This is a genomic window from Pseudomonas salomonii (assembly GCF_900107155.1).
GTDB lineage: Bacteria > Pseudomonadota > Gammaproteobacteria > Pseudomonadales > Pseudomonadaceae > Aquipseudomonas > Aquipseudomonas salomonii.
Genome location: NZ_FNOX01000001.1, coordinates 1 through 20,274, shown reverse-complemented (window position 1 = coordinate 20,274; position 20,274 = coordinate 1). Strand labels below are relative to the sequence as shown.

The 20,274-nt window shown below is 60.4% G+C and carries 17 protein-coding genes and 1 rRNA gene; 10 read left to right on the top strand and 8 right to left on the bottom strand.

What is annotated here, in order from left to right; genetic code table 11:
• Window positions 1–82: 82 nt before the first annotated feature.
• Complete coding sequence (locus BLV67_RS00090; protein WP_056859179.1) at window positions 83–1,453, top strand: GntT/GntP/DsdX family permease; 1,371 nt, start codon at window positions 83–85, stop codon at window positions 1,451–1,453.
• A 3-nt stretch (window positions 1,454–1,456) separates the two neighbouring features.
• On the opposite strand, the gene BLV67_RS00085 is transcribed toward BLV67_RS00090, so the two are convergent.
• Window positions 1,457–2,746 carry an MFS transporter gene (locus BLV67_RS00085; RefSeq protein WP_069787917.1) on the bottom strand — a complete coding sequence of 430 codons (1,290 nt, stop codon included), beginning with the start codon at window positions 2,744–2,746 and terminating at the stop codon, window positions 1,457–1,459.
• 186 nt (window positions 2,747–2,932) lie between these two features.
• Between BLV67_RS00085 and BLV67_RS00080 the strand changes: the two genes are divergently transcribed.
• The 5 genes from BLV67_RS00080 (at window position 2,933) to BLV67_RS00060 (ending at window position 8,548) form a co-directional block, all read left to right on the top strand.
• The gene (locus BLV67_RS00080) at window positions 2,933–4,351 is read left to right on the top strand and encodes a short-chain fatty acid transporter (protein WP_074854380.1); all 1,419 of its coding nucleotides are present in this window, start codon (window positions 2,933–2,935) and stop codon (window positions 4,349–4,351) included.
• 111 nt (window positions 4,352–4,462) lie between these two features.
• A complete protein-coding gene (locus BLV67_RS00075) occupies window positions 4,463–4,783 on the top strand; it encodes a hypothetical protein (RefSeq protein WP_069787915.1) in 321 nt (106 codons plus the stop codon).
• A gap of 101 nt (window positions 4,784–4,884) precedes the next feature.
• Window positions 4,885–6,585 (top strand): acid phosphatase, encoded by a 1,701-nt coding sequence (locus BLV67_RS00070; protein WP_065929709.1) that lies wholly within the window; start codon window positions 4,885–4,887, stop codon window positions 6,583–6,585.
• A gap of 122 nt (window positions 6,586–6,707) precedes the next feature.
• Window positions 6,708–7,877, top strand: coding sequence for a hypothetical protein (locus tag BLV67_RS00065; protein ID WP_065929710.1), 1,170 nt, complete (start codon window positions 6,708–6,710; stop codon window positions 7,875–7,877).
• A 146-nt stretch (window positions 7,878–8,023) separates the two neighbouring features.
• Window positions 8,024–8,548 (top strand): SET domain-containing protein-lysine N-methyltransferase, encoded by a 525-nt coding sequence (locus BLV67_RS00060; protein WP_065929711.1) that lies wholly within the window; start codon window positions 8,024–8,026, stop codon window positions 8,546–8,548.
• Here the strand turns inward: BLV67_RS00060 and can are convergent.
• On the bottom strand, window positions 8,545–9,189 hold the full coding sequence (gene can, locus BLV67_RS00055; RefSeq protein WP_017134532.1) for a carbonate dehydratase: 645 nt from the start codon (window positions 9,187–9,189) through the stop codon (window positions 8,545–8,547). The genes BLV67_RS00060 and can overlap by 4 nt on opposite strands.
• A gap of 139 nt (window positions 9,190–9,328) precedes the next feature.
• On the opposite strand from can, the gene BLV67_RS00050 reads away from it, so the two are divergent.
• On the top strand, window positions 9,329–9,733 hold the full coding sequence (locus BLV67_RS00050) for a hypothetical protein (RefSeq protein ID WP_056859187.1): 405 nt from the start codon (window positions 9,329–9,331) through the stop codon (window positions 9,731–9,733).
• A gap of 148 nt (window positions 9,734–9,881) precedes the next feature.
• Here the strand turns inward: BLV67_RS00050 and rimI are convergent, their stop codons facing one another.
• Both rimI and BLV67_RS00040 read right to left on the bottom strand, forming a co-directional pair.
• The gene (rimI, locus tag BLV67_RS00045; RefSeq protein ID WP_003188286.1) at window positions 9,882–10,334 is read right to left on the bottom strand and encodes a ribosomal protein S18-alanine N-acetyltransferase; all 453 of its coding nucleotides are present in this window, start codon (window positions 10,332–10,334) and stop codon (window positions 9,882–9,884) included.
• A complete protein-coding gene (locus BLV67_RS00040) occupies window positions 10,327–11,070 on the bottom strand; it encodes an energy transducer TonB (RefSeq protein ID WP_065929712.1) in 744 nt (247 codons plus the stop codon). The genes rimI and BLV67_RS00040 overlap by 8 nt, the downstream gene beginning before the upstream one ends.
• Window positions 11,071–11,257: 187 nt before the next feature.
• Here BLV67_RS00040 and mksB point away from each other — a divergent pair, with 187 nt between their 5' ends.
• The 3 genes from mksB to mksF are packed head-to-tail and all read left to right on the top strand — an operon-like array spanning window position 11,258 to window position 16,069.
• A complete protein-coding gene (gene mksB, locus BLV67_RS00035; protein WP_056859189.1) occupies window positions 11,258–12,535 on the top strand; it encodes an Mks condensin complex protein MksB in 1,278 nt (425 codons plus the stop codon).
• On the top strand, window positions 12,525–13,232 hold the full coding sequence (gene mksE, locus BLV67_RS00030; RefSeq protein ID WP_069787914.1) for an Mks condensin complex protein MksE: 708 nt from the start codon (window positions 12,525–12,527) through the stop codon (window positions 13,230–13,232). The genes mksB and mksE overlap by 11 nt, the downstream gene beginning before the upstream one ends.
• Window positions 13,229–16,069 (top strand): Mks condensin complex protein MksF, encoded by a 2,841-nt coding sequence (mksF, locus tag BLV67_RS00025; protein ID WP_056859191.1) that lies wholly within the window; start codon window positions 13,229–13,231, stop codon window positions 16,067–16,069. The genes mksE and mksF overlap by 4 nt, the downstream gene beginning before the upstream one ends.
• A 169-nt stretch (window positions 16,070–16,238) precedes the next feature.
• Here mksF and BLV67_RS00020 read toward each other — a convergent pair whose 3' ends face one another.
• The 4 genes from BLV67_RS00020 to rrf form a co-directional block, all read right to left on the bottom strand.
• Window positions 16,239–18,542: a PqiB family protein gene (locus BLV67_RS00020; protein ID WP_069787913.1), complete on the bottom strand. Its 2,304-nt coding sequence runs from the start codon at window positions 18,540–18,542 to the stop codon at window positions 16,239–16,241.
• Window positions 18,535–19,158: a paraquat-inducible protein A gene (locus BLV67_RS00015; RefSeq protein ID WP_017134539.1), complete on the bottom strand. Its 624-nt coding sequence runs from the start codon at window positions 19,156–19,158 to the stop codon at window positions 18,535–18,537. Before BLV67_RS00015 ends, BLV67_RS00020 begins: the two co-directional genes overlap by 8 nt.
• Window positions 19,145–19,804 carry a paraquat-inducible protein A gene (locus BLV67_RS00010; protein ID WP_069787912.1) on the bottom strand — a complete coding sequence of 220 codons (660 nt, stop codon included), beginning with the start codon at window positions 19,802–19,804 and terminating at the stop codon, window positions 19,145–19,147. The genes BLV67_RS00015 and BLV67_RS00010 overlap by 14 nt, the downstream gene beginning before the upstream one ends.
• A 160-nt stretch (window positions 19,805–19,964) precedes the next feature.
• Window positions 19,965–20,080: ribosomal RNA gene (gene rrf / locus BLV67_RS00005) — 5S ribosomal RNA — on the bottom strand.
• Window positions 20,081–20,274: the final 194 nt, after the last annotated feature.

Here is a 20,274-nt window from a genome sequence, read left to right as displayed (position 1 = left end):
GCGGCGGTTCTATCAGGTATGCTTTTCGAGCAGGAAACAAAAAGAAACAAATTAACCAACCTGTTCGATAAGGAGTCCCGTTTTGGAGTTATCGACTGCCGCGTGGATGGTTCACGACACCCGCCTCATGTTCTGCGTTCTGCTGGCCATCGCCAGCATCATTGTGTTGATCAGCGCCACCAAGCTGCCGCCGTTCCTGTCGATCCTGATCGGCACGTTCATCGCCGGTGTCGGCGCCGGGTTGCCGCCTGAAGAAGTCGCCAAAGCCTTCAGCAAAGGCGCCGGGGCGATCCTCGGTGAAGCCGGGATCATCATTGCCCTGGGCTCGATGCTCGGCGCGCTGATGGCCGAATCCGGCGCGGCCGACCGCATCGCCACCACCTTGCTCGGGTTGGGCAAGGGCAAGTCACTGCCGTGGGTGATGGCGCTGGTGGCCATGGTGATTGGATTGCCGCTGTTCTTCGAGGTCGGCCTGGTGATGATGGTGCCGATTATCTTCGTGATGGCCAAACGTTCGAACCAGCCACTGCTGAAAATCGCCATCCCGGCGCTGGCGGGCATGACCACCCTGCACGCCCTGATGCCACCGCATCCGGGGCCGTTGATTGCGGTGGGCGCATTGCACGCCGACCTGGGCCTGACCATGCTGCTGGGCTTCTGCCTGGCGGTGCCGGCCGTGATTCTCGCTGGCCCGCTCTATGGCAACTGGCTGTCCAAGCGCCTGCACGTGGATGAGCCGGCCGACATCGGCGCGCTGTTCAGCGCCCCGCCCAAGGCGCCGCGCCAGCCGAGCTTTGGTGTGTCGCTGCTGATCATTTTGTTGCCGGTGATTTTAATGCTCGGCAGCACCTTGGCCAAAGTCGCGTTGCCAGCCGAAAGTACCGTCGGCCTGACCTTGAAGTTCCTCGGTGAACCGCTGATCGCCCTGGGCCTGGCCGTGATCGCTGCCGTCATCTGCCTGGGCTGGGCCGCCGGTATGCCGCGTGCCGAAGTCGGCAACACCCTGCGCAAAGCCCTGGCGCCCATCGCCGTGTTGCTGCTGACCATCGGCGCCGGCGGCGGCCTCAAGCAAACCCTGCTGGACGCCGGCGTCAGCCAGACCATCAGCAAGGTCGCCGAAGGCGCGCACATGCCGTATCTGCTGCTGGCCTGGCTGATCGCCGTGGCCCTGCGCCAGGCCACCGGCTCGGCGACGGTCGCTACCACCACCACGGCGGGCATCCTCGCGCCGATGATGGCCGGGCTGGCCGCAACTCAGAGTTCCTTGGTTGCACTGGCGATCGGCGCGGGCTCGGTATTCTTCTGCCACGTCAACGACGCCGGGTTCTGGATGGTGCGTGAGTATTTTGGTTTGCAACTGAAACAGACGATTTGGGTGTGGTCGGTGTTGCAGACCATTGTTTCGGTGGTTGGGCTGGTTGGTACGCTGCTGCTCTGGCACTTTTTGACCTGACCCTCAGGCGGCCAAGGTGTGGCGCTTGCCAAACAGCGCCACACTCGCCACCCCCACCGCGCCCATCACCCCGCAATACCCCACGCAAATCCACGGGCTGGTCGGCATCAACGCGATCAGCAACAGTGGCGTTGTACTCGCCCACAACGCATAGGCAATGTTGTAGGTAAACGAAATCCCCGACACCCGCACCTGTGCCGGGAACAGGCCGACCATCACCGATGGCACCGCGCCTACCACACCGCAACTCAAGCCCGCCACGGCATACGCCGCGCCCAGCCACACGCCGCCGCTGATCAGGCTGGCATACAGCACCGCAATGCCCACCGGCAGCAACAGGCTGTAGACCAGCACTGCGCGCCAGGCGCCGATGCGGTCGACCAGCAAACCGGCGAGTACGCAGCCTATATTGAGGAAGACGATACCCAGCGCACTTAGGGCGAAGGTGTGGCTGGGGCCCATGCCGAAGGTTTTTTGCATCATGGTGGGCGTGATGACCACCAACACCACGACTGCCGAGGTCAGCACGCAGGTGAGGATCATCGCCGGCAGCAACACCGCGCGATGGTCGCGCAGCACGGTGCGCAACGGCATTTCAGCGGCAGCCTGGCGGCGAGCCTGCATTTCGAGGAACACCGGGGTTTCGCTGAGCCAGCGGCGCAGCCATACGCCGATCACACCGAACACGCCGCCGAGCAGAAACGGGAAGCGCCAGGCGTAGTCGAGGATCTCGGCGGGGGTAAAGATCTGCGCCAGCAAGGTGGCGGTGAGTGCACCGAGCAAGTAGCCAAAGGTCAGCCCGGCTTGCAGGAAGCCCAGGGCGTAGCCTCGGTGGTGTCGCGGCGCGTGTTCGGCGACGAAGGTCCAGGCGCTGGGCACTTCGCCGCCCACTGCGGCGCCTTGCAGCACCCGCAGGGCCAGCAGGATCAGCGGGGCGAAATAGCCGATTTGCGCGTAGGTGGGCATGATCCCGATCAGCAGACACGGCAAGGCCATCATCAGGATGCTCAGGCTGAACACGCGTTTGCGCCCCAAGTGATCGGCGAAGTGCGCCATCAGGATGCCGCCCAGCGGGCGCGCCAGGTAGCCGGTGACGAAGATGCCGAAGCTTTGCAGCAGGCGCAGCCATTCGGGCATTTCCGGCGGGAAGAACAATTGGCTGAGGGTCAGCGCAAAGAACACAAAGATAATGAAGTCGTAGATTTCCAGCGCGCCGCCGAGGGCGGCCAGGCCCAGGGTTTTGTAGTCGGAAGGGGAAAAACGCTGCGCCCGTGGGGAAAAGGTGGCAGTCATGTGGAGGCTCGGCAGGCAAACAAAATGGCGTGCAGGTTATGAGCTGCGCCCAGTGATGGCAATCGCGACAGATATATTTGTTTTCCTCATGGATCGATGAAGATAACTGCATTCCCATATCAATGCCCGTAGCGGAACATGCCGTAAAACTGCCAACACCCATAATAAATACAAGAGGAAAGACTCGTGGCCGATGCTATCGAAGAAAGCCGCTACGCCCGATTTGCCCTGCGCTGCTCCAACTTCGCCGAACGCTGGTTTCCGGACTCCTGGGTGTTTGCCGCCCTGGCGGTGATCATTGTTGCCGTGGCGACCCTGGGCATGGGCGCCGCACCCACCGAAGCCGCCAAGGCGTTTGGTGACGGGTTCTGGAGCCTGATCCCGTTCACCATGCAGATGGCCTTTGTGGTGATCGGCGGGTATGTGGTGGCCAGTTCGCCGCCCGCCGTAAAACTGATCGACCGTCTGGCACGTATCCCCAAGAATGGTCGCTCGGCCGTGGCGTGGGTCGCGTTGATTTCCATGGTCGCCTCTTTGCTTAACTGGGGCTTGTCCCTGGTGTTCGGTGGCTTGTTGGTACGCGCACTGGCCCGCCGCACGGATTTGCGCATGGATTACCGCGCCGCCGGTGCTGCGGCTTATTTGGGATTGGGCGCCGTGTGGGCACTGGGGCTGTCGTCGTCGGCCGCGCAGTTGCAGGCCAACCCGGCCAGTTTGCCGCCGTCGATCCTGTCGATCACCGGGATGATCCCGTTCACCGAGACCATCTTCCTGTGGCAATCGGGCGTGTTGTTGCTGGCGCTGATCGTGGTGTCGCTGATCATCGCCTACGCCACTGCACCCGGCCCCAACAGCGCGCGTGATGCCAAGGCCTGTGGTGTCGACCCGGCCTTCAATATGCCTAAACCACAACCGCCGACGCGTCCGGGCGAATGGCTGGAACACAGCCCGCTGCTGACCATTCTGCTGGCCTTGCTGGCGGCGGGCTGGTTGTTCCATGAGTTCTCGACCAAACCTGCGATCAGCGCGATTTCGGGGCTCAACACCTATAACTTCCTGTTCATCATGGTCGGCGCGCTGCTGCACTGGCGCCCGCGCAGCTTCCTGGATGCGGTGGCGCGTGCCGTGCCGACCACCACGGGCGTGCTGATCCAGTTTCCGTTGTACGGCTCGATCGCTGCGTTGATGACCGTGGTTAAAGGCGGTGACGGCCAGACCCTGGCGCACCATATCTCGTTGTTCTTCACCTCCATCGCCTCCCACGACACTTACGCGCTGTTGATGGGCGTGTACTCGGCGGTGCTGGGCTTCTTTATCCCGTCGGGCGGTGGCAAGTGGATTATTGAAGCGCCTTACGTGATGCAAGTGGCCAATGACCTGCAATACCACCTGGGCTGGGCGGTGCAGATCTATAACGCGGCAGAGGCGCTGCCGAACTTGATCAACCCGTTTTATATGCTGCCGCTGCTGGGCGTGCTGGGGCTGAAGGCGCGGGATCTGATCGGGTTTTCGTTTGTGCAGTTGCTGGTGCACACGCCGCTGGTGTTGTTCCTGCTGTGGGCGTTGGGGACGACGTTGAAGTATTTGCCGCCGGTGATGCCGTAGGGCATCAAAGCGCGCTTTCCGATGAAATGTGTAGAGGCTTTCCCACTCATTGCAGTGACAGCCTCTGACTTCTGCCTTGAATTACCACCCACAAACGCCAAAGAAAATCCGATGATGCCCCTGTCCAAATCACTGGAAGAGTTGATCAATGATATTTACAAGGACGACCACGTTTCGTTCGTCGAGTACAAAGCTCTGCGAGACGATGCCGATCGGCGTATGGCTGCCGTCGTCAACGAGTTTGGCCTGCACAATAACGTGACAGCCTTTCAAAAAGTGATGGACGTGGCCATGCAGCTTTTGCAAACCACGGTCATCGATGCAAAAAAAGCCAAGCTGACCGACACGGGCGAGGCCCTCGTCAAGGATGCGTTGACGGCTCAAGTGGCGTACTTGCGCGTGGGCAGCCAACTGGCACTGCACTTGCTGTGACTACCCTTTAGCTTTCTAACCGCTGTCTTCGTTCCGTCACATTGCATTGCTACCGTCCTGCGAAATATCTTGCAACAATCAGCCAGCAGGAACGCCCAGCAATGAGTGACGAGCACGAAGACCGCCCTTCTCCCGATTTTGTAACCCAACCGGCCGTGGACACCAGCCGTCGGCGTTTCCTCGGGGGCGCGGCGGTGCTGGGGGTCGGTGCGACGTTGAGTGCCTGCGGCAGCACCAATGACGCACCTGGCAAGCCAGAGGTGCGGCCGCTTACACCGCAAGAGCTGGACAAGGCCCTGCACGAGCAGGTGAAGACAGTCGTGGTGATCTACGCCGAGAACCGCAGCTTCAACAACCTGTTCGCAGACTTCCCTGGCCTGGAAAAACCACTGTCGGCGCTCTCAGCAGCCGACGTGCAGCAACGTGACCGTGATGGCAGCTTGCTGACGAGCCTGCCGCCGGTCTGGGGCGGCGTGTTGCAAGTGGGCCCGCAAAGTGTGGACGGGGTGACTTACCCCAGCGAAGTGCAATTCCAGGAAAACCTGCCCAATGCGCCATTCGCCCTCAAAGGCCCGAATGCCGAGGACCTGCCGCTGAGCCTGGTCACCCGCGACTTGTGGCACGTGTTCTACCAGAACCAGATGCAGATCAACGGCGGCAAGAACGACAACTTTGTCGCCTGGGCCGATTCCGGCGGCCTGGTGATGGGTTACTACGCCCAGAGCCGTTATTCCCTGCGTCTGTGGGACGTGGCCAAGGAGTTTGTGCTGTGCGACAACTTCTTCCAGGGCGCTTTCGGTGGCTCGTTCCTCAACCACCAGTACCTGATCAGCGCCACCGCGCCGTTTTATCCGAATGCAGCGCAATCAGTGGCCAAGGCACAGATCGCCACGTTGCAAAGCGATGACCCCACCGACCCGCGCCTCAAGCCGCTGGACAAGTCGCCGGCCAGCGCCATGAGCGGCCCGCCGCAGTTCGGCCCCAGCGCGCTGACGCCGGATGGCTACGGCGTGAATACCCTTGCGCCGCCGTATTGGCCGACCTGGATCCGCGACCCGCAAAACCCGGACTACTCCAAACCCGATCTGCCCAACGTGCTGGTGCCGCAAACCCACGAACACATTGGCGACAAACTGTCGAAAAAGAACGTCGACTGGGCCTGGTACGCCGGTGCCTGGCAGGCGACCCTGGACCAGTTCAAGGACTCGGGCGGCATCCCGAAGATTCCCAACTTCCAGTACCACCACCAGCCGTTCAACTACTTCAAGCAACAAGGCCCGCAAAACCGTGCCGAGCGTGACAAGCGCTTGCGTGACGGCGGTTTGGGCGATGACTCCGGCACCAACAAGTTCTTCGCCGATGCCCAGGCCGGCAAGCTGCCCGCCGTGACGTTCTACAAGCCCCAGGGCAACCTGAACATGCACGCCGGCTACGCCGATGTGGCCTCGGGCGACCGCCATATCGCGCGCGCCTTGAAAGTGTTGCAAGAGAGCCCGCAGTGGAAAAACATGGTGGTGGTCGTCACTGTCGATGAAAACGGCGGCTGGTGGGACCACGTAGCCCCGCCCAAAGGCGATCGCTGGGGGCCGGGCACGCGGGTTCCGGCATTGGTGGTGTCGCCGTTTGCACGCAAAGGCACGGTGGACCATACGGTTTACGACACCGCGTCGATCCTGCGTCTGATCACCCGCGTGTTCCAGCTGGAGACACTGGACGGCCTCAAGCAGCGCGATGACGCGATGATCGCCCGCGGCCAGAAGCCCATGGGCGATTTGAGCAACGCCTTGCAGTTCAACCGGTAGGTTTTCTTATCCAATAGCGACATGCCCGGCGATTTAGCACGCGGTTTTCCTGGTCAACCGCTACTGTGTGCAAGTGGGCTTTCACCCCGCGCAGACGGGCTTTCGCTGACAAGGAACCAACTATGTTTAAACCGACCAGGCTGTCCTTCACCCTGGCTGCACTGCTGGCCAGTGCGGTTGTACAGGCCGACATCGAAGTACCACTGGGCAGCACGCAACGCGTCACCCAACTGTTCGCGTTCCCCAATAACTGCAATGTGATCTGCTTTCGGCCATGGACGCTGGAGCAGACCGCCGAGCACTATTTGAACCAGAGCTTGCAGCGCGACGGGTACAGCCGCGCCAAGGTCAGTGTGAAAACCCATGACGGCCAGGTCTCAGCCACCTTCAGCGGCGTGCCCGAGCACTACGGCCAGCCCCTGACCACGCTGCTCAACACCGCCGACCTGGCGTATCGGGGCGCCAGCAAACTTAACAGCGACGGCAAATGGGCCTACAACTGGTACTTGTTCCTGCCGCTGGGCATGGCCCTGGAAAACCGCAAGAGCATCGAACTGTTGCACTTCCCGCCCGACTACTCGCTGACCCAGGCCCAGGACTACCTGGAGTCGGCCACCACCGACCGCTGGGCCACCTTGCTCACGGACAATGGCATCCCGGCCACGGAAACACCGGCCTACCAGACCATCATCGATATTGCGCCGATCGCCGCACCTTCCAATGCGGGCAAGGACCTGGAAAACGTCTACAGCTACTTTGCCGACTACCAGACCCGCATGGTCAAGGAGCTGAGCCTGCACGCCAACGGCTCATTGCCGATGGTCGCGTTCGGTGCGCCTGTGCGTAACTGGATCAAGCAACAGTACGGCCAGACCGTTGCCGTGCTGGGCCTGGCGCAGATCAGCCCGGCTGCCGGTAAAACCGTGTCGGTATTGGGCTCCAACCACCCGAGCTACATCTGGTATGCGGCGGATCCGGCCAGCTATGACGGCAATGAACAAAAAGCCGATGAGGCCGGTTTGAAAGTGATGGGCCAAGACTTGAGCGCCGCCTGCTGGCAGGCCGGCATGGGCCAGAAACCTGCCAGTGACCCGAACGTGTTGCTCAAGGCGTGCATGAATACCTGGCAAGTCACGCGCAAGGAGCAGACCTGTGAGCTGTTCTACACCTCGGTACGCAATTTGACCCCGGAACAAGCCAACGCCAAATGCGCCACCCCGCCCATCAAGGCGCAGTTGAAACAACTGAAAGACGCCGCCCCGATCCCCGCTGTTACCGCCCCGGCGCTGTAAATCGTACAAAATATAACCGGTTTCTACTGTCAGATCTGACAGTAGAAATCGGCTACAACTTCGGCGAGTCTTGAACAGCACCCATCCGCTGCAAGACTGGAAGTCAGCCCCCACCGCAGGTCGATGCAGCCTAACCCAGGAGAGTTATGAAAACTCAAGCCATGGATAAGGCTAAAACCGCTGTGAGTGACTGCCTTTACCCCTTCAAGACGGTGCTCGCTGAACAAGGCTACCCCTCCACCCGACACTTCCAGGTCGTACGCGATGCGAATGGAATAGGGGCCGCACTCAAGGCGTGCGTCGCCTTTGACACCCGCGTGCGCATTGCCAGAGTGTCCGGCTACGCCTTGGGCGAGCGACGTGCGCACACCTTGCAGCTCTCGTCACGCATTCACCTGTATGACCCGTGGTTCACACGTCTGATGTTGCACTCGTGCAATCCGAACGTGTTTTTCGATGCCACCTACCTGGAAGTCTGGACCGTACAGCCTATTGCGCCTGGCACCTTGCTGACGATGGATTACGCCACCACCGAAGATGCGCTGTTCCGGCAGTTCGCCTGCCAATGCGGCGAGCTGAACTGCCGGGGCTGGATCACCGGCGCCAAAGAGAAGTTGAACGCCGAAGGTGAGGCGTTCATGGCCCAGTGGCGAATGCGCAAACGGCCTTAGGCTTCGCCCAGTGGGCGCAGGCGATATTGCGGCGGCAGTTGCTCAAAGCCACTGATGGTGGTGTTCAAGCTCTTCCAGCGGCCATCCTTGATGCCGTAGATGCAGCCGTGAATCGACAGGCTCTGCCCACGGTGCCAGGCATTTTGCACAATGCTGGTGTGGCCGACGTTGGCAACCTGCTGAATCACATTCAGCTCGCACATGCGGTCCACCCGCTCCTCTTCGGTGGGCAACTGGGCCAGCACCTCGCGGTTTTCGTAGTAAAGGTCGCGAATAGTGCGCAGCCAGCCGTCGATCAGGCCGAACTGGCGGTCCTGCATCGACGCACGCACGCCGCCGCAGCCGTAGTGGCCGGTGACGAGGATGTGTTTGACCTTGAGCACGTCCACCGCGTACTGGATCACCGACAGGCAATTGAGGTCGGTGTGCAGCACCACGTTGGCCACGTTGCGGTGCACGAACAGGTCGCCGGGCAGCATGCCGACGATTTCGTTGGCCGGAACGCGGGCGTCGGAGCAGCCGATCCACAGGTATTCCGGGGTTTGCTGGCGGGCGAGCTTGGCGAAGAATTCGGGATCTTCCTGTTTGATCGCATCCGCCCAGCGTTCGTTGTTATCAAGCAGGTCTTGTAGTTCGTTCATCAGGGAAAGCCTCAGGAATGATGCGCAGCTTTGTGACAGACAACCGCTCGTCCGGGTCACGCCCAGGCGCAATTAGCTTGAATCTTTAGGGCGCCGTGCCTGTCCACACACTATAAGCCCCACAGTATGAGGATTGGCCATGACTGAATCACGACGTCCCTACGGCGCTACACAGCCCGAACCGATTGATGACAACGAAGACCGCATGGGCGAGATGCGCGAGCTGGATTTTGACGAGCAAGAGCCGACCGCGGAAATCGGTGATGAGCTGCCGCGCCGCGAGCGCGAACACCTGATGCCCGACGAACGGGTACGTGAAGCCGGCATGACCGGGGCTTCGACCGACGATCATGAGTCCACGGATGATGACATGAGCCCGGAAACGCTGATCCATGAGGATGGCGCGCGGGATGCTCGTGAGGCCGGTGAGGATAATCCGGCGGATTATGACCTGAGCATTGTGGATGAGGACGAGATTGGCGGCGGGAATGGGTTGGATGAGGCCGAATTGGCAGATATTGACCCGATAGACGGTAACCGCTGACATAACACCGTTGAGCCTGTGAATACTTCCCCTGTGGGAGCCGGGCTTGCCCGCGATGCAGGCGCCTCGGTATTCAGCCGGACCGAGGTGATGCTATCGCAGCCAAGCCAGCTCCCACAGGGGCCGGCTTGCACATCGGGTTTTATTCTTAGTCGACCAGGGTGCAGGCCATGACGACGGCATCTTCGCGCCCACCCACGGCCGGGTAGTAATCGCGACGACGGCCGATTTCGTTGAAGCCGTAGCGCTCATACAGCCGGAATGCGCCGGTATTGCTGTCACGCACTTCCAGGAAGCACTCCCGCGCATTGGCGGCGTAAGCGCGGGACATCAGGTGCTCCAGCAGCGCCAACCCCAGGCCACGGCCCTGGTTTTCCGGTTTAACGGTGATATTCAACAAGTGCGCTTCATCCAGGATGATCTGCACCACACCGTGGCCCACCTGCTGCTCACCTTCAAACATCAGCCAGATCTGGTACTTGCCCAGCCCATCGAGAAAAATCCCACGGGTCCAAGGATGGCTGAACGCCGCGTATTCAATCTTAAGGACGGCATCGAGGTCCGCCTCGGTCATCGGGCGGAACGATAAAGCTTCACTCATCGGTACTTTTCCAGCGCGCCATCAGCCGGCGCATGGCTTGCCAGACATCAGCCTTACGCTGTGGCTCTTCCATTAATAATTCCAGGCCCGGCAAGGCCCATACCGAGCCCAGGCCTTCGACCTGCAGCTCGCGATACCAGGCTTCGGCGTTCGCCTCACCGGCAAAACGCACGGCGGGCAGGCCGATCAGCCACAGGCATACGCAGGGTTCGTCTTCCAGGCGCGCCGAGACAAAACCCTGGACGAAATCCCGTGCGGCGTCGGGGCCCTGGTCCATGTTGCCGCGCACCAGCAGTGGCCAGCGCACGGGGTCGCCGACGATTTGCGGGCTGTCGGGCAGGCCGGCGGCGCGCAGCATGTCTTTTAGCAGCATGTAGGCCGGGTCGCGGGTCTGAAAACGCTCGCCGGTGGGCAGTTCCACCAGCAGCAGGCAACGCCCGGCCCGCAGTAACTGCAGGGCGAAACGTGGCGGCGGCACCACCGCAGCCTTGGCCACCGGCGCTGGCGCTTCGGCCGCCACGGGCTTGACCACGGGAGACGGGCGCGGCACTTCAACTTTCACGCGCTCGACAGCTGGGCGAGCCTCTGGCGTGGGTTTGACCACCGCCACCGGCGCAGCGGCTTCCTCGCCCGACACCTCGAACGCCTCATAGGGCTCAAGCGCCTGCAGCAGCTCGGGCCGCGACGGGGCGGCAAACGGCAGTTCGGTGCGGGGCAGCCAGTTGACCACCTGCATGGCGGTCAAGTAAGCGCGACGTCGGGACTCGATAAGCACAGCTCGGCCACTTGTGGATAACTAAAGAGCAGGGATTCTACCGCTGTTCGGTAACAATCGCCCACTGCGCACTGACCGGCTGTGGATAAATCCCGCGCCTGATGCAGTACAATCGCGACTTTTATTCGCAAACCAGCCGGCCATTCCGATGATCGAACCCAAGCGCGTCTTGCGCGCCCTCGCCGAACACTGGGCCCTGCTTGAGCCACTGTGCGAACACTTCGACCAAGGCACCTTGAGCCTGAGCGAGCTGCGCGCACAACTGGCGGCCCAACAACTGGACAGCACGCCACAGGACATCACCAGCCTGTTGGACGTGTGGATTCGCCTGGATATCCTGGTGCCTGTCGCCAAGAGCCCGAACCGTTTCGAGCTCAACGCACAGATCCACGACTTCCTCGCCTATCTTCGCAAGGAGCACCGGCTTGGCCTGTGCCTGGAAATCGAAGCCTACCTGCGCCACCTTGAGCGTCTGGCCGGTTACATCCAGGACGCCTTTGACATCCGAGATGGCCACGACCTGGCCCGCCAACTGCGCTTGCTGGATATGCGTGTGCGGGACGTGCTGAAAAAACTCGCCAACGACGAACAGGCCCTGGCGGCCGTGGCCGACCGCGCCAAGACCAGCGACCGGCAGATCCCGTTGCGCCAGCGTTACGCTGAGGTATTGGCGACCTGGGACGAATACGTAGAACCGATGATCCAACTGGTGAACGCCGACGGCGCCTTCGAGCAAGGCGTGCGCAAGGTCGAGAATGTGCTGCTGCGTATGCTCACCGAGCAGCAACGCCTCGGCCACCTGGTGGACGACGACATGCTGCTGCGTACTCACGCGCGCATTCTCGAAATGCAAACCAGCGCCCAGCTGACCTTGCGCCATGCCCGCGAACTGCTGCTGCCGCTGCGTGAAGAAGCGCGCCGCCATAACGCCGTAACCCGTGGCGCCGCGCTGGCCTTGTCGGCCATTCGCCGTAAAGGCCTGGACGCGGTGCCGCAAGCGGCGATGCCAATGTTTACCCGCCCGCAAAGTACTTTCCTGGGCAGTGCCAGCCAGGTCGAAGCGTACGTGTATGCCCTGGCCAATTTCGAGCCGAAGCCGGCGCGTTTCCCCAAGGCGCACAAATCCCACAAGGGCGAAGCCCAACGTGCGCCGCGCACGGTCAAGGAAATGCTCGAACGTTGCGAAGACGCGTTGCCGATGCCGGACCTGATGACCTGGCTGCTGGAGCAGGAACCGGACGGCGCCACCGATGAATTGCTGTACTGGTTCTCACGGCTCTCGCGCGAAAAACGCTTCAAGCGCGAACGCCTGGAACGCCGCGACTACCACACACACGAGCACCAGGTCAGCCTGCGCTCATTCGCCCTGCTCCCGGCTGGCACCGATGCCACCGAGAATTCTGCGAGCACGCCTTATGCATCTTGATCTATCCGAACTGTCCCAGCTGGCACCGATCTTTCGCGAGCTGTTCAAGGGTTACCACGTCAGCCGCCGCGACCCGGAGCTCTATGCGCAGTTGTCTAATTTCCAGGACCAGTACCGCTCGTTGTTCAAGGCCCTGGGGTTTGAGCTGGTGTGTGACACACGCGGTTTCTATTACTTCGTACCAGACACTGCCGTGGCTGCGGCGCAGGTCAACAAGACCGCGCAACGCCTGGCGCTGTTCACCTTCATCATCGTCGAACACCTGGCCGACCAGGGCCGCGACCCGATCGCCGTGCTCGACGGTGGCAGCCTGGGCCGCGATGAGTTGCCATCGTTGCTGGAAAAGTACCGCGACCTGTTTATCCAGGCCGAAGTGCAGACCCAGGAAGAGCTCGAAGAAAAAATCATGCGCCGCATGACCCAACTGGGGTTTGCCAGCGAAGACAACGGCATCTATCGCTTCCTGCCGCCGATGCACCGTTTCCTCGATGTGTGCCTGTCGGTGCAGCAGGACCGTGACCTGGCCGCCAGCGTGCACAGCGTGTTGCCACTGCCGGCGCCGGTGATCATCGACGAAGACAGCGATGAAAAACTGCTGAAAACCGATGACCCGCTGGACTTGAGTGACTTTGCCGAAGATAGCGAAGAAGACGCCCTGGCCCGCGCCATTGCCGAAGAACAGGAGACCGACGCATGAGTAAGGAACGCTACGGCATCCGCCGCTTCGCCCTATTGAACACCGCAGGTTACAGCCTGGGCTTGTTCCCGCTGGAAGAACCGTTGTCGGTGTACGGCGCGAATAACCTGGGTAAATCTGCGTCGATCAACGCCTTGCAGTTCCCGATCCTGGCGCGCATGTCGGACATGAGTTTCGGCAAGTACACCCTGGAACAATCGCGGCGCTTCTACTTTGCCACCGACACCAGCTACATCCTCGTGGAAGTCTCGCTGCCCCACGGCCCCCACGTGATCGGGGTGGTCGGGCGCGGCCCGGGTGGTGGTTTCGGTCACCAGTTCTTTGCCTATGCCGGCAAGCTGGACTTGGCCCATTACCAGAAGAACGACACCTGCCTGCGTCAGAAAGAGCTGTTCACCAACCTTGAGCGCGAAGGCCTGAAAGCCTATGAACTCAAGCCGGATGAACTGCGCCGTTTGCTGGTCGGTGGCCATACGTCAATCCCGCTGGACCTGACCCTGATTCCGCTGCGTTCCACCAGCGAACAGAGCCTGAAGACTTTCCGCGCGCTGTTTATCAACCTGCTGCATATGCGTGAAATCACCGCGGCCAAGCTCAAGCAATTGTTCCTGGACGCGTTCGAACACAGCCTGCGTTCCGGCAGCGTGGACTACATCGCCGCGTGCGAAGAAGCCTTCCGTGATGTAAGGCGCATGGAGCAGGACTACAACTCGCTGGTAGCTGCCGGGCCGTTGGTTGAGGCACTCGCCAATGGCGTGCGCTTGCGCGATGTATTGCGCGGCAAATTGCATCGCCTGTCGCCCTTGCTGGATTCGTTGCTGGGTACCTGGTCGGACTACGCCAGTGCGCGCAAGGAAGAGCTGACCATCCAGGCCGAGCACTACCGTAACGAGCAGGACGCGCTGCAAAACGATCAGCGCGGCGGCACCCAGGAGCTGATGCGCCTGGAGCGCGAGATCAGTGGCATCCAGCGCTGGCTGGGCGAGTTGTCGGTGCTCAAGCATCGCTTTGCGCTGGTCGATGACGTCAAGGTACTGGAGCAGCAACTGCTGGCGGCCAAGGATGCCCACGATGAATTGGCGGGCGCCCTGGCGCAATCCCGTCAGTTCAGCGCCGAGGACCTGGATGAGCGCTTGCGCGACCTGGAAAAACGCTTGAAGTCGGTCAAGCAGCAGCTCGACCACGCCGATAACAACAGTTACGCCAAACTGCGTGAAGAATTCTCACAGCAGGACGTCGAGCGTCTGATGCGCCTGTTCAACAGTTCGTTGTTCAGTTTGCCGTTGGGCGAGCATGGCATCACGCTGGATGAGGACGGCCAGTGGGTTAAATCCCTGGAGCAGATCCTTGATGGCTTCAAGGGCGAGAAATTTGAAGTGCCGGGGCTGTCGATCGACATCTCCCACATCGAGCCACCGGCCTTGCAGGCACTGGCCGATCGCGCGGCGTTGCGCGATCAGAAAGAGCGCCTGGAAAAAGAACTCAAACAGCTCAAGACTCAGCAGGCCGTAGCCTCTGACCGTGCGGCGAGCAAGACCCAGACCGAAGCGCTGTACCAGCAAGTGCTGGATGCGCAGAAGGCGCTGGAAGACTTCCGTCGTGCACAAACCCTGAGCGCGGAAGAAGGCGAAAAGCTGGAAAACCTGGCGCAGATGGAAGCCGCGCAAGACGAGTTGAAACGTTCCAGTGATGCCTTCACCGAGCGTGTCCAGCAGTTGTCGGCCAAGCTGCAACTGGTCGGCCGTCAGATCGGTGATATGGAAGCCAAGCAACGCACGCTGGACGACGCACTGCGCCGCCGCCAGTTGTTGCCGGCCGACTTGCCGTTCGGCACGCCGTTCATGGACCCGGTCGACGACTCCATGGACAACCTGTTGCCATTGCTCAATGACTACCAGGACAGCTGGCAAGGTTTGTTGCGCGCTGATGGCCAGATCGAAGCGCTGTATGCGCAGGTGCGCCTCAAGGGCGTGGCCAAGTTCGACAGCGAGGATGACGTGGAGCGTCGTCTGCAATTGCTGATCAACGCGTATGCGCACCGCACCGATGAAGCCCTGACCCTCGGCAAGGCGCGCCGTGCGGCAGTTACCGATATTGCGCGGACCTTGCGCAATATCCGCAGCGACTACGACAGCCTTGAGCACCAGTTGGCCTTGTTCAACCGCGAGATCAACAAGCGTCAGGTATCGAACCTGCAAAGCTTCCGCATCGTGCTGGCGCCGAACAAGGAAGCCCTCAAGCATATCGACCAGATCATCCACAGTGCCGGCCAGTATGAAGAAGGCGAAACCCTGTCGGTGTTCGACCTCAGCCAGAGCGCCGAGCAGGACAACAAGAACGAAGAAGCCAAGGAATACCTGGCCCGTCTTGTGGCTGCCAACCATAACCAGCTGGGCCTCAAGGACTTGTTCGAACTGGCATTTGAAATCACCAAGGTGCATGGCCAGCCGGTGATCCACACCGACATCGATGGCGCAGCGTCCAACGGCACCACCATGACCATCAAGGCGCTGACCAACATGTACTTGTTGTTGCACTTGATGGACCGCGACCAGGCCGGGCGCGTGCGCTTGCCGTACTACCTCGACGAGGCGGCGGACATCGACGAGAAGAACCAGGCAGCGTTGCTGGAAACCAGTTTGCAGCTGGGCTTTGTGCCGATCCTGGCCAGTGTGAAGCCGCAGGTGTCCGCCCAGGTGGCGATCGACCTGGAAGGCGGCAGCGGGCCGAATGGTATCTACATTGATGAGGCGGACTGGAAGTACATCCGTCGCCACGATGTGGTGAAGGCGACGGTGAACGTGCAGGCGGATGAGCCGGAGTTGGATGAGGTTTAAGCCACTGCGCTGAAATGCAAAAGGCCGCGATCTGTATGGATCGCGGCCTTTTTTATGGGCTGGGGTTTTGCAGTGATGTTGAGGGCCTCATCGCGGGCAAGCCCGGCTCCCACATTGGAATGCATATCCCTGTGGGAGCCGGGCTTGCTCGCGATGGCCGCGCCTCGGTCTATTTGCCGAGCGGGATTTTAGGCGCCCAGGTCAGCCACTCATCCTCAAACTTGTCAAACAACGGGAACGTCTGCTGCGGTCGCGCCGCATTGCCCATGCGCTCGCCCTCTGGTGTGGCAAAGGCAATGCCGCCGGCAACCAACGTCTCCAGGGATTCCGTGCGTACCGTCGCACCTTTGAACAAGCCGAAGTCCAAACCGAACCCACTGGTATTCCAGAAGCGGCTGCCACTGCGCACCAGCGGTGCATATTTAGCTTCGATCAGGATATGAACCAACACGCGGTCGGCGGTCTGGCCCAGTTCGTAACCGGTAACTTTACCTACAGTGACTTCACGGTAAGTGACCGGCACGCCTTCCTTCAGCGAACCACGGCGTGCAGCACTGAGGACCAGGCTCAGGCCTTCTTGCTGGTGAACAGCCTCTGGTGGTTTGTCCAACGCGACGAAGCTCTTTTGCGGCCCGGCATTTTTCACGGCGGGTTGCACTTCGATGTATTGGCCGGTGACCAGAGTCTCCAGGTTCGCGGTTTTCATCAGGCCCAGCTCAGGCTTGACCACCCAGAACTGGCTGCCGCTGCGTGCGATGCGATCAGCCACTTGGGTGATCCTTGCACTGAGCAGCACCGACTGCATGTCGGCGCTGAGGTCGACGTTCTCGATCTTGCCCACGTCGAGACCTTTGAAACGTACTGGCGTGCCAGGGCGCAGACCGTCGGCGCGATCAACCTTGATGGTCACCAGGGTGCCATGCTGGTTGGCCGCTTCGCGATCGGCAAACAGACGGAAACGCGGGATACGTTTTTTCAACGGCACATTCTGTTCCGGGGTTTCGAAGGCGATACCGCCAGCCATCAGGCTGGCAAGGGATTCACTCTTCACCTGGATGCCGCCGGTGAGGCCGCCGGTCAAGGTGACGCCGCTGGCGTTCCAGAAACGCGTCGAACCGTTGACCAGGTTTTCGTATTCCTTCTCGATGTGAACGCCGATCACCAACTGCTTGTTCTTGCGCGAAAACTGGTAGCTCTGCACCGAACCGACCTTGACCTGTTTGTAGAGGATCGGGCTGCCGACATCCAGTGAGCCGAGGTTATCGGTGAACAGCACCATGTGCAGGCCGGGGGAGCGCAAATCCAGAGGTGGCGCTTTGGCGCGGGCAACATACTCACGTTGCGGTGCGCTGCCTTTGTCGCCTGGCCGGATGGCGATGTAGTTACCCTTTACCAACGCCTCCAGACCGGTGATGCCGGCCAGGGAGATGGACGGCTTGACCACCCAGAACTGGGTGTCTTGCACCAGGTAGTCTTCGGCGAGCGGGTCGAGGGTCAACTCGGCATGGGCGCTGGACAGGTCCGGGTCAATCTTCAGGGTTTTCAGGCTGCCGACCTGGATGCCTTTGTACATGACCGGGGTGCGCCCGGCCTGCAGGCCTTCGAAGTCGGTGAGCTTGACCTTGACCTTGATGCCGGCGGCGGCGGCGTCGAAATCCTCATAAAGACGGAAAGGCAGGCTCGGATCCGTCGGCGGGCTGTCCTTGCGATTTTCAGGGGTGGCGAACGCGATACCGCCGGCGACGATGCTGGACAGCGACTCGCTGCGCACTTTTACGCCGGACAGGTTGGCATCGATGCTGATGCCGCTGGCGTTCCAGAAACGCGTGTGTTTGCGTACGAGACTGGCGTAAGTCGGCTCGATATAGACCTTGATCTCGACGGTGCTCTGGTCCTCGGACAGCAGGTAGCTTTTGACCTGGCCAACCTGGATCTGTTTGTAGAACACCGGACTGCCGCGATTGAGCGAGCCGAGGCGATCGGCTTTAAGGGTCAAGTGCAGGCCAGGCTTGGCGTCAGATAAGGGTGGTTCTTCGGAGAGCGCCTTGAATTTGCGCGTGGGCTCGCCGTCGCCAGGGCTGGCGGCAATGTAGTTACCCGAGACCAGAGTTTCCAGGCCAGTAATACCGGCGAGGCTGACGCTGGGTTTTACCAGCCAGAAGCGTGTGTTGGTCTTGAGGTATTGCTCGACGTCCTTGTTCATCTCGATGGTGGCGATCACCCCGCGATTGCTGCCTTCGTCATCCAGGGCCAAGGCTTTGACCTTGCCCACCGTCATGCCTTTGTAGACCACTTCGGTTTTGTTGACCTGGATGCCCTCGCCACTTTCAAAGCGCACCTGGATCTCGAGGCCCTGTTGGGAATAGGCACGCCATCCCAGCCAGCCGCCGATGATCAGCGCAATCAGGGGAAGCACCCAAATGGCCGACCAATTGGAGGCCGGGCGGGTTTTAGCTTTAGGCAAATCACTCATGGTCGTCGTCCGACTCCGTGTTATCCCAAATCAGTCGGGGATCAAAAGTTACTGCGGCAAGCATCGTCAAGATCACCACACTGGCGAACGCTGCAGCACCAAGATTGGCCTCGACGCTGGCAAGTCGCCCAAAGTTAACAACCGCCACCAGGATGGCGATCACGAAGATATCCAGCATGGACCAGCGGCCAATGAATTCGATAAAGCGGTACATGATAATGCGTTGTTGTGCGGACAGCGGTTGATGGCGCTGCACCGAGAACAGCAACAGGCCAATGCCCACCAGCTTGAACGTCGGCACCAGAATGCTGGCGATAAACACCACCGCAGCGATGGGAAACATTCCGTGCTGCACCAGCTGAATCACGCCCGCCATGATAGTACTGGGATCACCCTGACCGAGAGAGTTGATGGTCATGATTGGCAACAGATTGGCCGGGATATACAGGATTGCTGCAGTGATCAGCAACGCCCAGGTACGCACAAGGCTGTTGGGGCGACGCGCATGGATCAGCGCACCGCAACGGGTGCACAGCTGCTCATCGGTATCAGCCTCTTGCTTGTTCAGCTCGTGGCATTCGGTACAAATCAGAATGCCTGCATCAATCGCCCGCATGATCATCCTCTCCTGAAAGCGCTTGCCAGATCTGGTGGGGCGACATCACCACCTCCAGCAGTACTTGAACCACTAATAGGCTGACGAAGCAGACAAGCCCCAGGCCAATGGTGATGGAGGCCATGTCCGCGAGCTTGACGATCGCGACCAGCACGCCCATCAGGTAAACCTCCAACATCCCCCAATCCTTGAGGTGATGGTAAATGCGGTAGAGCAACAGGCCATAACTGCGGCCGATGTTCCAACGGATACTGAGCAAAACCGCCAATTGGCAGAGCAGTTTGAGCAGGGGAATGCCCATGCTGCACAGGAAAACCACAGCCGCGACACCTTGCATGCCGGTATCGAACAGACCGACCACGCCGCTCCAAACGGTGTCCTCCGAGGACTGCCCGAGAAGATTGAGCTGCATGATGGGTAAAAAGTTCGCGGGGACGTACAGCAACAGTGCCGCCAGCACCAAAGCGAGGCTTCGCTCAACCACGTTGTGGCGGTGAGCGTAAAGCTCGTAACCGCAACGTGGGCACTGGGCCTTTTCACCGAGGGCGAGTGCGGGTTTGCGCATCAGCAAGTCGCACTCATGGCATGCCACCAGATCCTCCAGTGGTAACTGCGACACCTCGACGGTATCAACCGGATCGGGCATAGATAGGGCTCGAACTCTAAAAAAGGTTAGGTGCCTATTCTAATGGTCTGGTTCAGAAATAACTGTGCAAATTTGTCGGCAGCCTTGGGCTGGTTTGGCTTTTCGACCGCCAAAAACAAAACCCCTGATTGCGTTAGCAATCAGGGGTTTCGGAATTTAATCTTGACGATGACCTACTCTCACATGGGGAAACCCCACACTACCATCGGCGATGCATCGTTTCACTACTGAGTTCGGGATGGGATCAGGTGGTTCCAATGCTCTATGGTCGTCAAGAAATTCGGGTACTGAGTCGTAGCCAGTTGGCTTCGCTTCAGCAAATTGGGTATGTGACAGCTTTCGGTGTTTTGTGAGCGTCGAACTTTCGGTTCATCTCGTCTTCACACACCGCAATCTGATGCTCTTTATTAGAGAGTCGACTCAAATTGCTTGGGTGTTATATGGTCAAGCCTCACGGGCAATTAGTATTG

What these genes read in the sequence shown, in the direction of transcription:
- mksB (WP_056859189.1), top strand. Translation starts at nt 11,258, where the DNA reads ATGATCGAACCCAAGCGCGTCTTGCGCGCCCTCGCCGAACACTGGGCC.
- can (WP_017134532.1), bottom strand. Translation starts at nt 9,189, where the DNA reads ATGAACGAACTACAAGACCTGCTTGATAACAACGAACGCTGGGCGGAT.
- mksF (WP_056859191.1), top strand. Translation starts at nt 13,229, where the DNA reads ATGAGTAAGGAACGCTACGGCATCCGCCGCTTCGCCCTATTGAACACC.
- BLV67_RS00040 (WP_065929712.1), bottom strand. Translation starts at nt 11,070, where the DNA reads ATGCAGGTGGTCAACTGGCTGCCCCGCACCGAACTGCCGTTTGCCGCC.
- BLV67_RS00075 (WP_069787915.1), top strand. Translation starts at nt 4,463, where the DNA reads ATGATGCCCCTGTCCAAATCACTGGAAGAGTTGATCAATGATATTTAC.
- BLV67_RS00085 (WP_069787917.1), bottom strand. Translation starts at nt 2,746, where the DNA reads ATGACTGCCACCTTTTCCCCACGGGCGCAGCGTTTTTCCCCTTCCGAC.
- BLV67_RS00020 (WP_069787913.1), bottom strand. Translation starts at nt 18,542, where the DNA reads ATGAGTGATTTGCCTAAAGCTAAAACCCGCCCGGCCTCCAATTGGTCG.
- BLV67_RS00060 (WP_065929711.1), top strand. Translation starts at nt 8,024, where the DNA reads ATGAAAACTCAAGCCATGGATAAGGCTAAAACCGCTGTGAGTGACTGC.
- BLV67_RS00065 (WP_065929710.1), top strand. Translation starts at nt 6,708, where the DNA reads ATGTTTAAACCGACCAGGCTGTCCTTCACCCTGGCTGCACTGCTGGCC.
- BLV67_RS00015 (WP_017134539.1), bottom strand. Translation starts at nt 19,158, where the DNA reads ATGCGGGCGATTGATGCAGGCATTCTGATTTGTACCGAATGCCACGAG.
- BLV67_RS00050 (WP_056859187.1), top strand. Translation starts at nt 9,329, where the DNA reads ATGACTGAATCACGACGTCCCTACGGCGCTACACAGCCCGAACCGATT.
- rimI (WP_003188286.1), bottom strand. Translation starts at nt 10,334, where the DNA reads ATGAGTGAAGCTTTATCGTTCCGCCCGATGACCGAGGCGGACCTCGAT.
- BLV67_RS00010 (WP_069787912.1), bottom strand. Translation starts at nt 19,804, where the DNA reads ATGCCCGATCCGGTTGATACCGTCGAGGTGTCGCAGTTACCACTGGAG.
- BLV67_RS00070 (WP_065929709.1), top strand. Translation starts at nt 4,885, where the DNA reads ATGAGTGACGAGCACGAAGACCGCCCTTCTCCCGATTTTGTAACCCAA.
- mksE (WP_069787914.1), top strand. Translation starts at nt 12,525, where the DNA reads ATGCATCTTGATCTATCCGAACTGTCCCAGCTGGCACCGATCTTTCGC.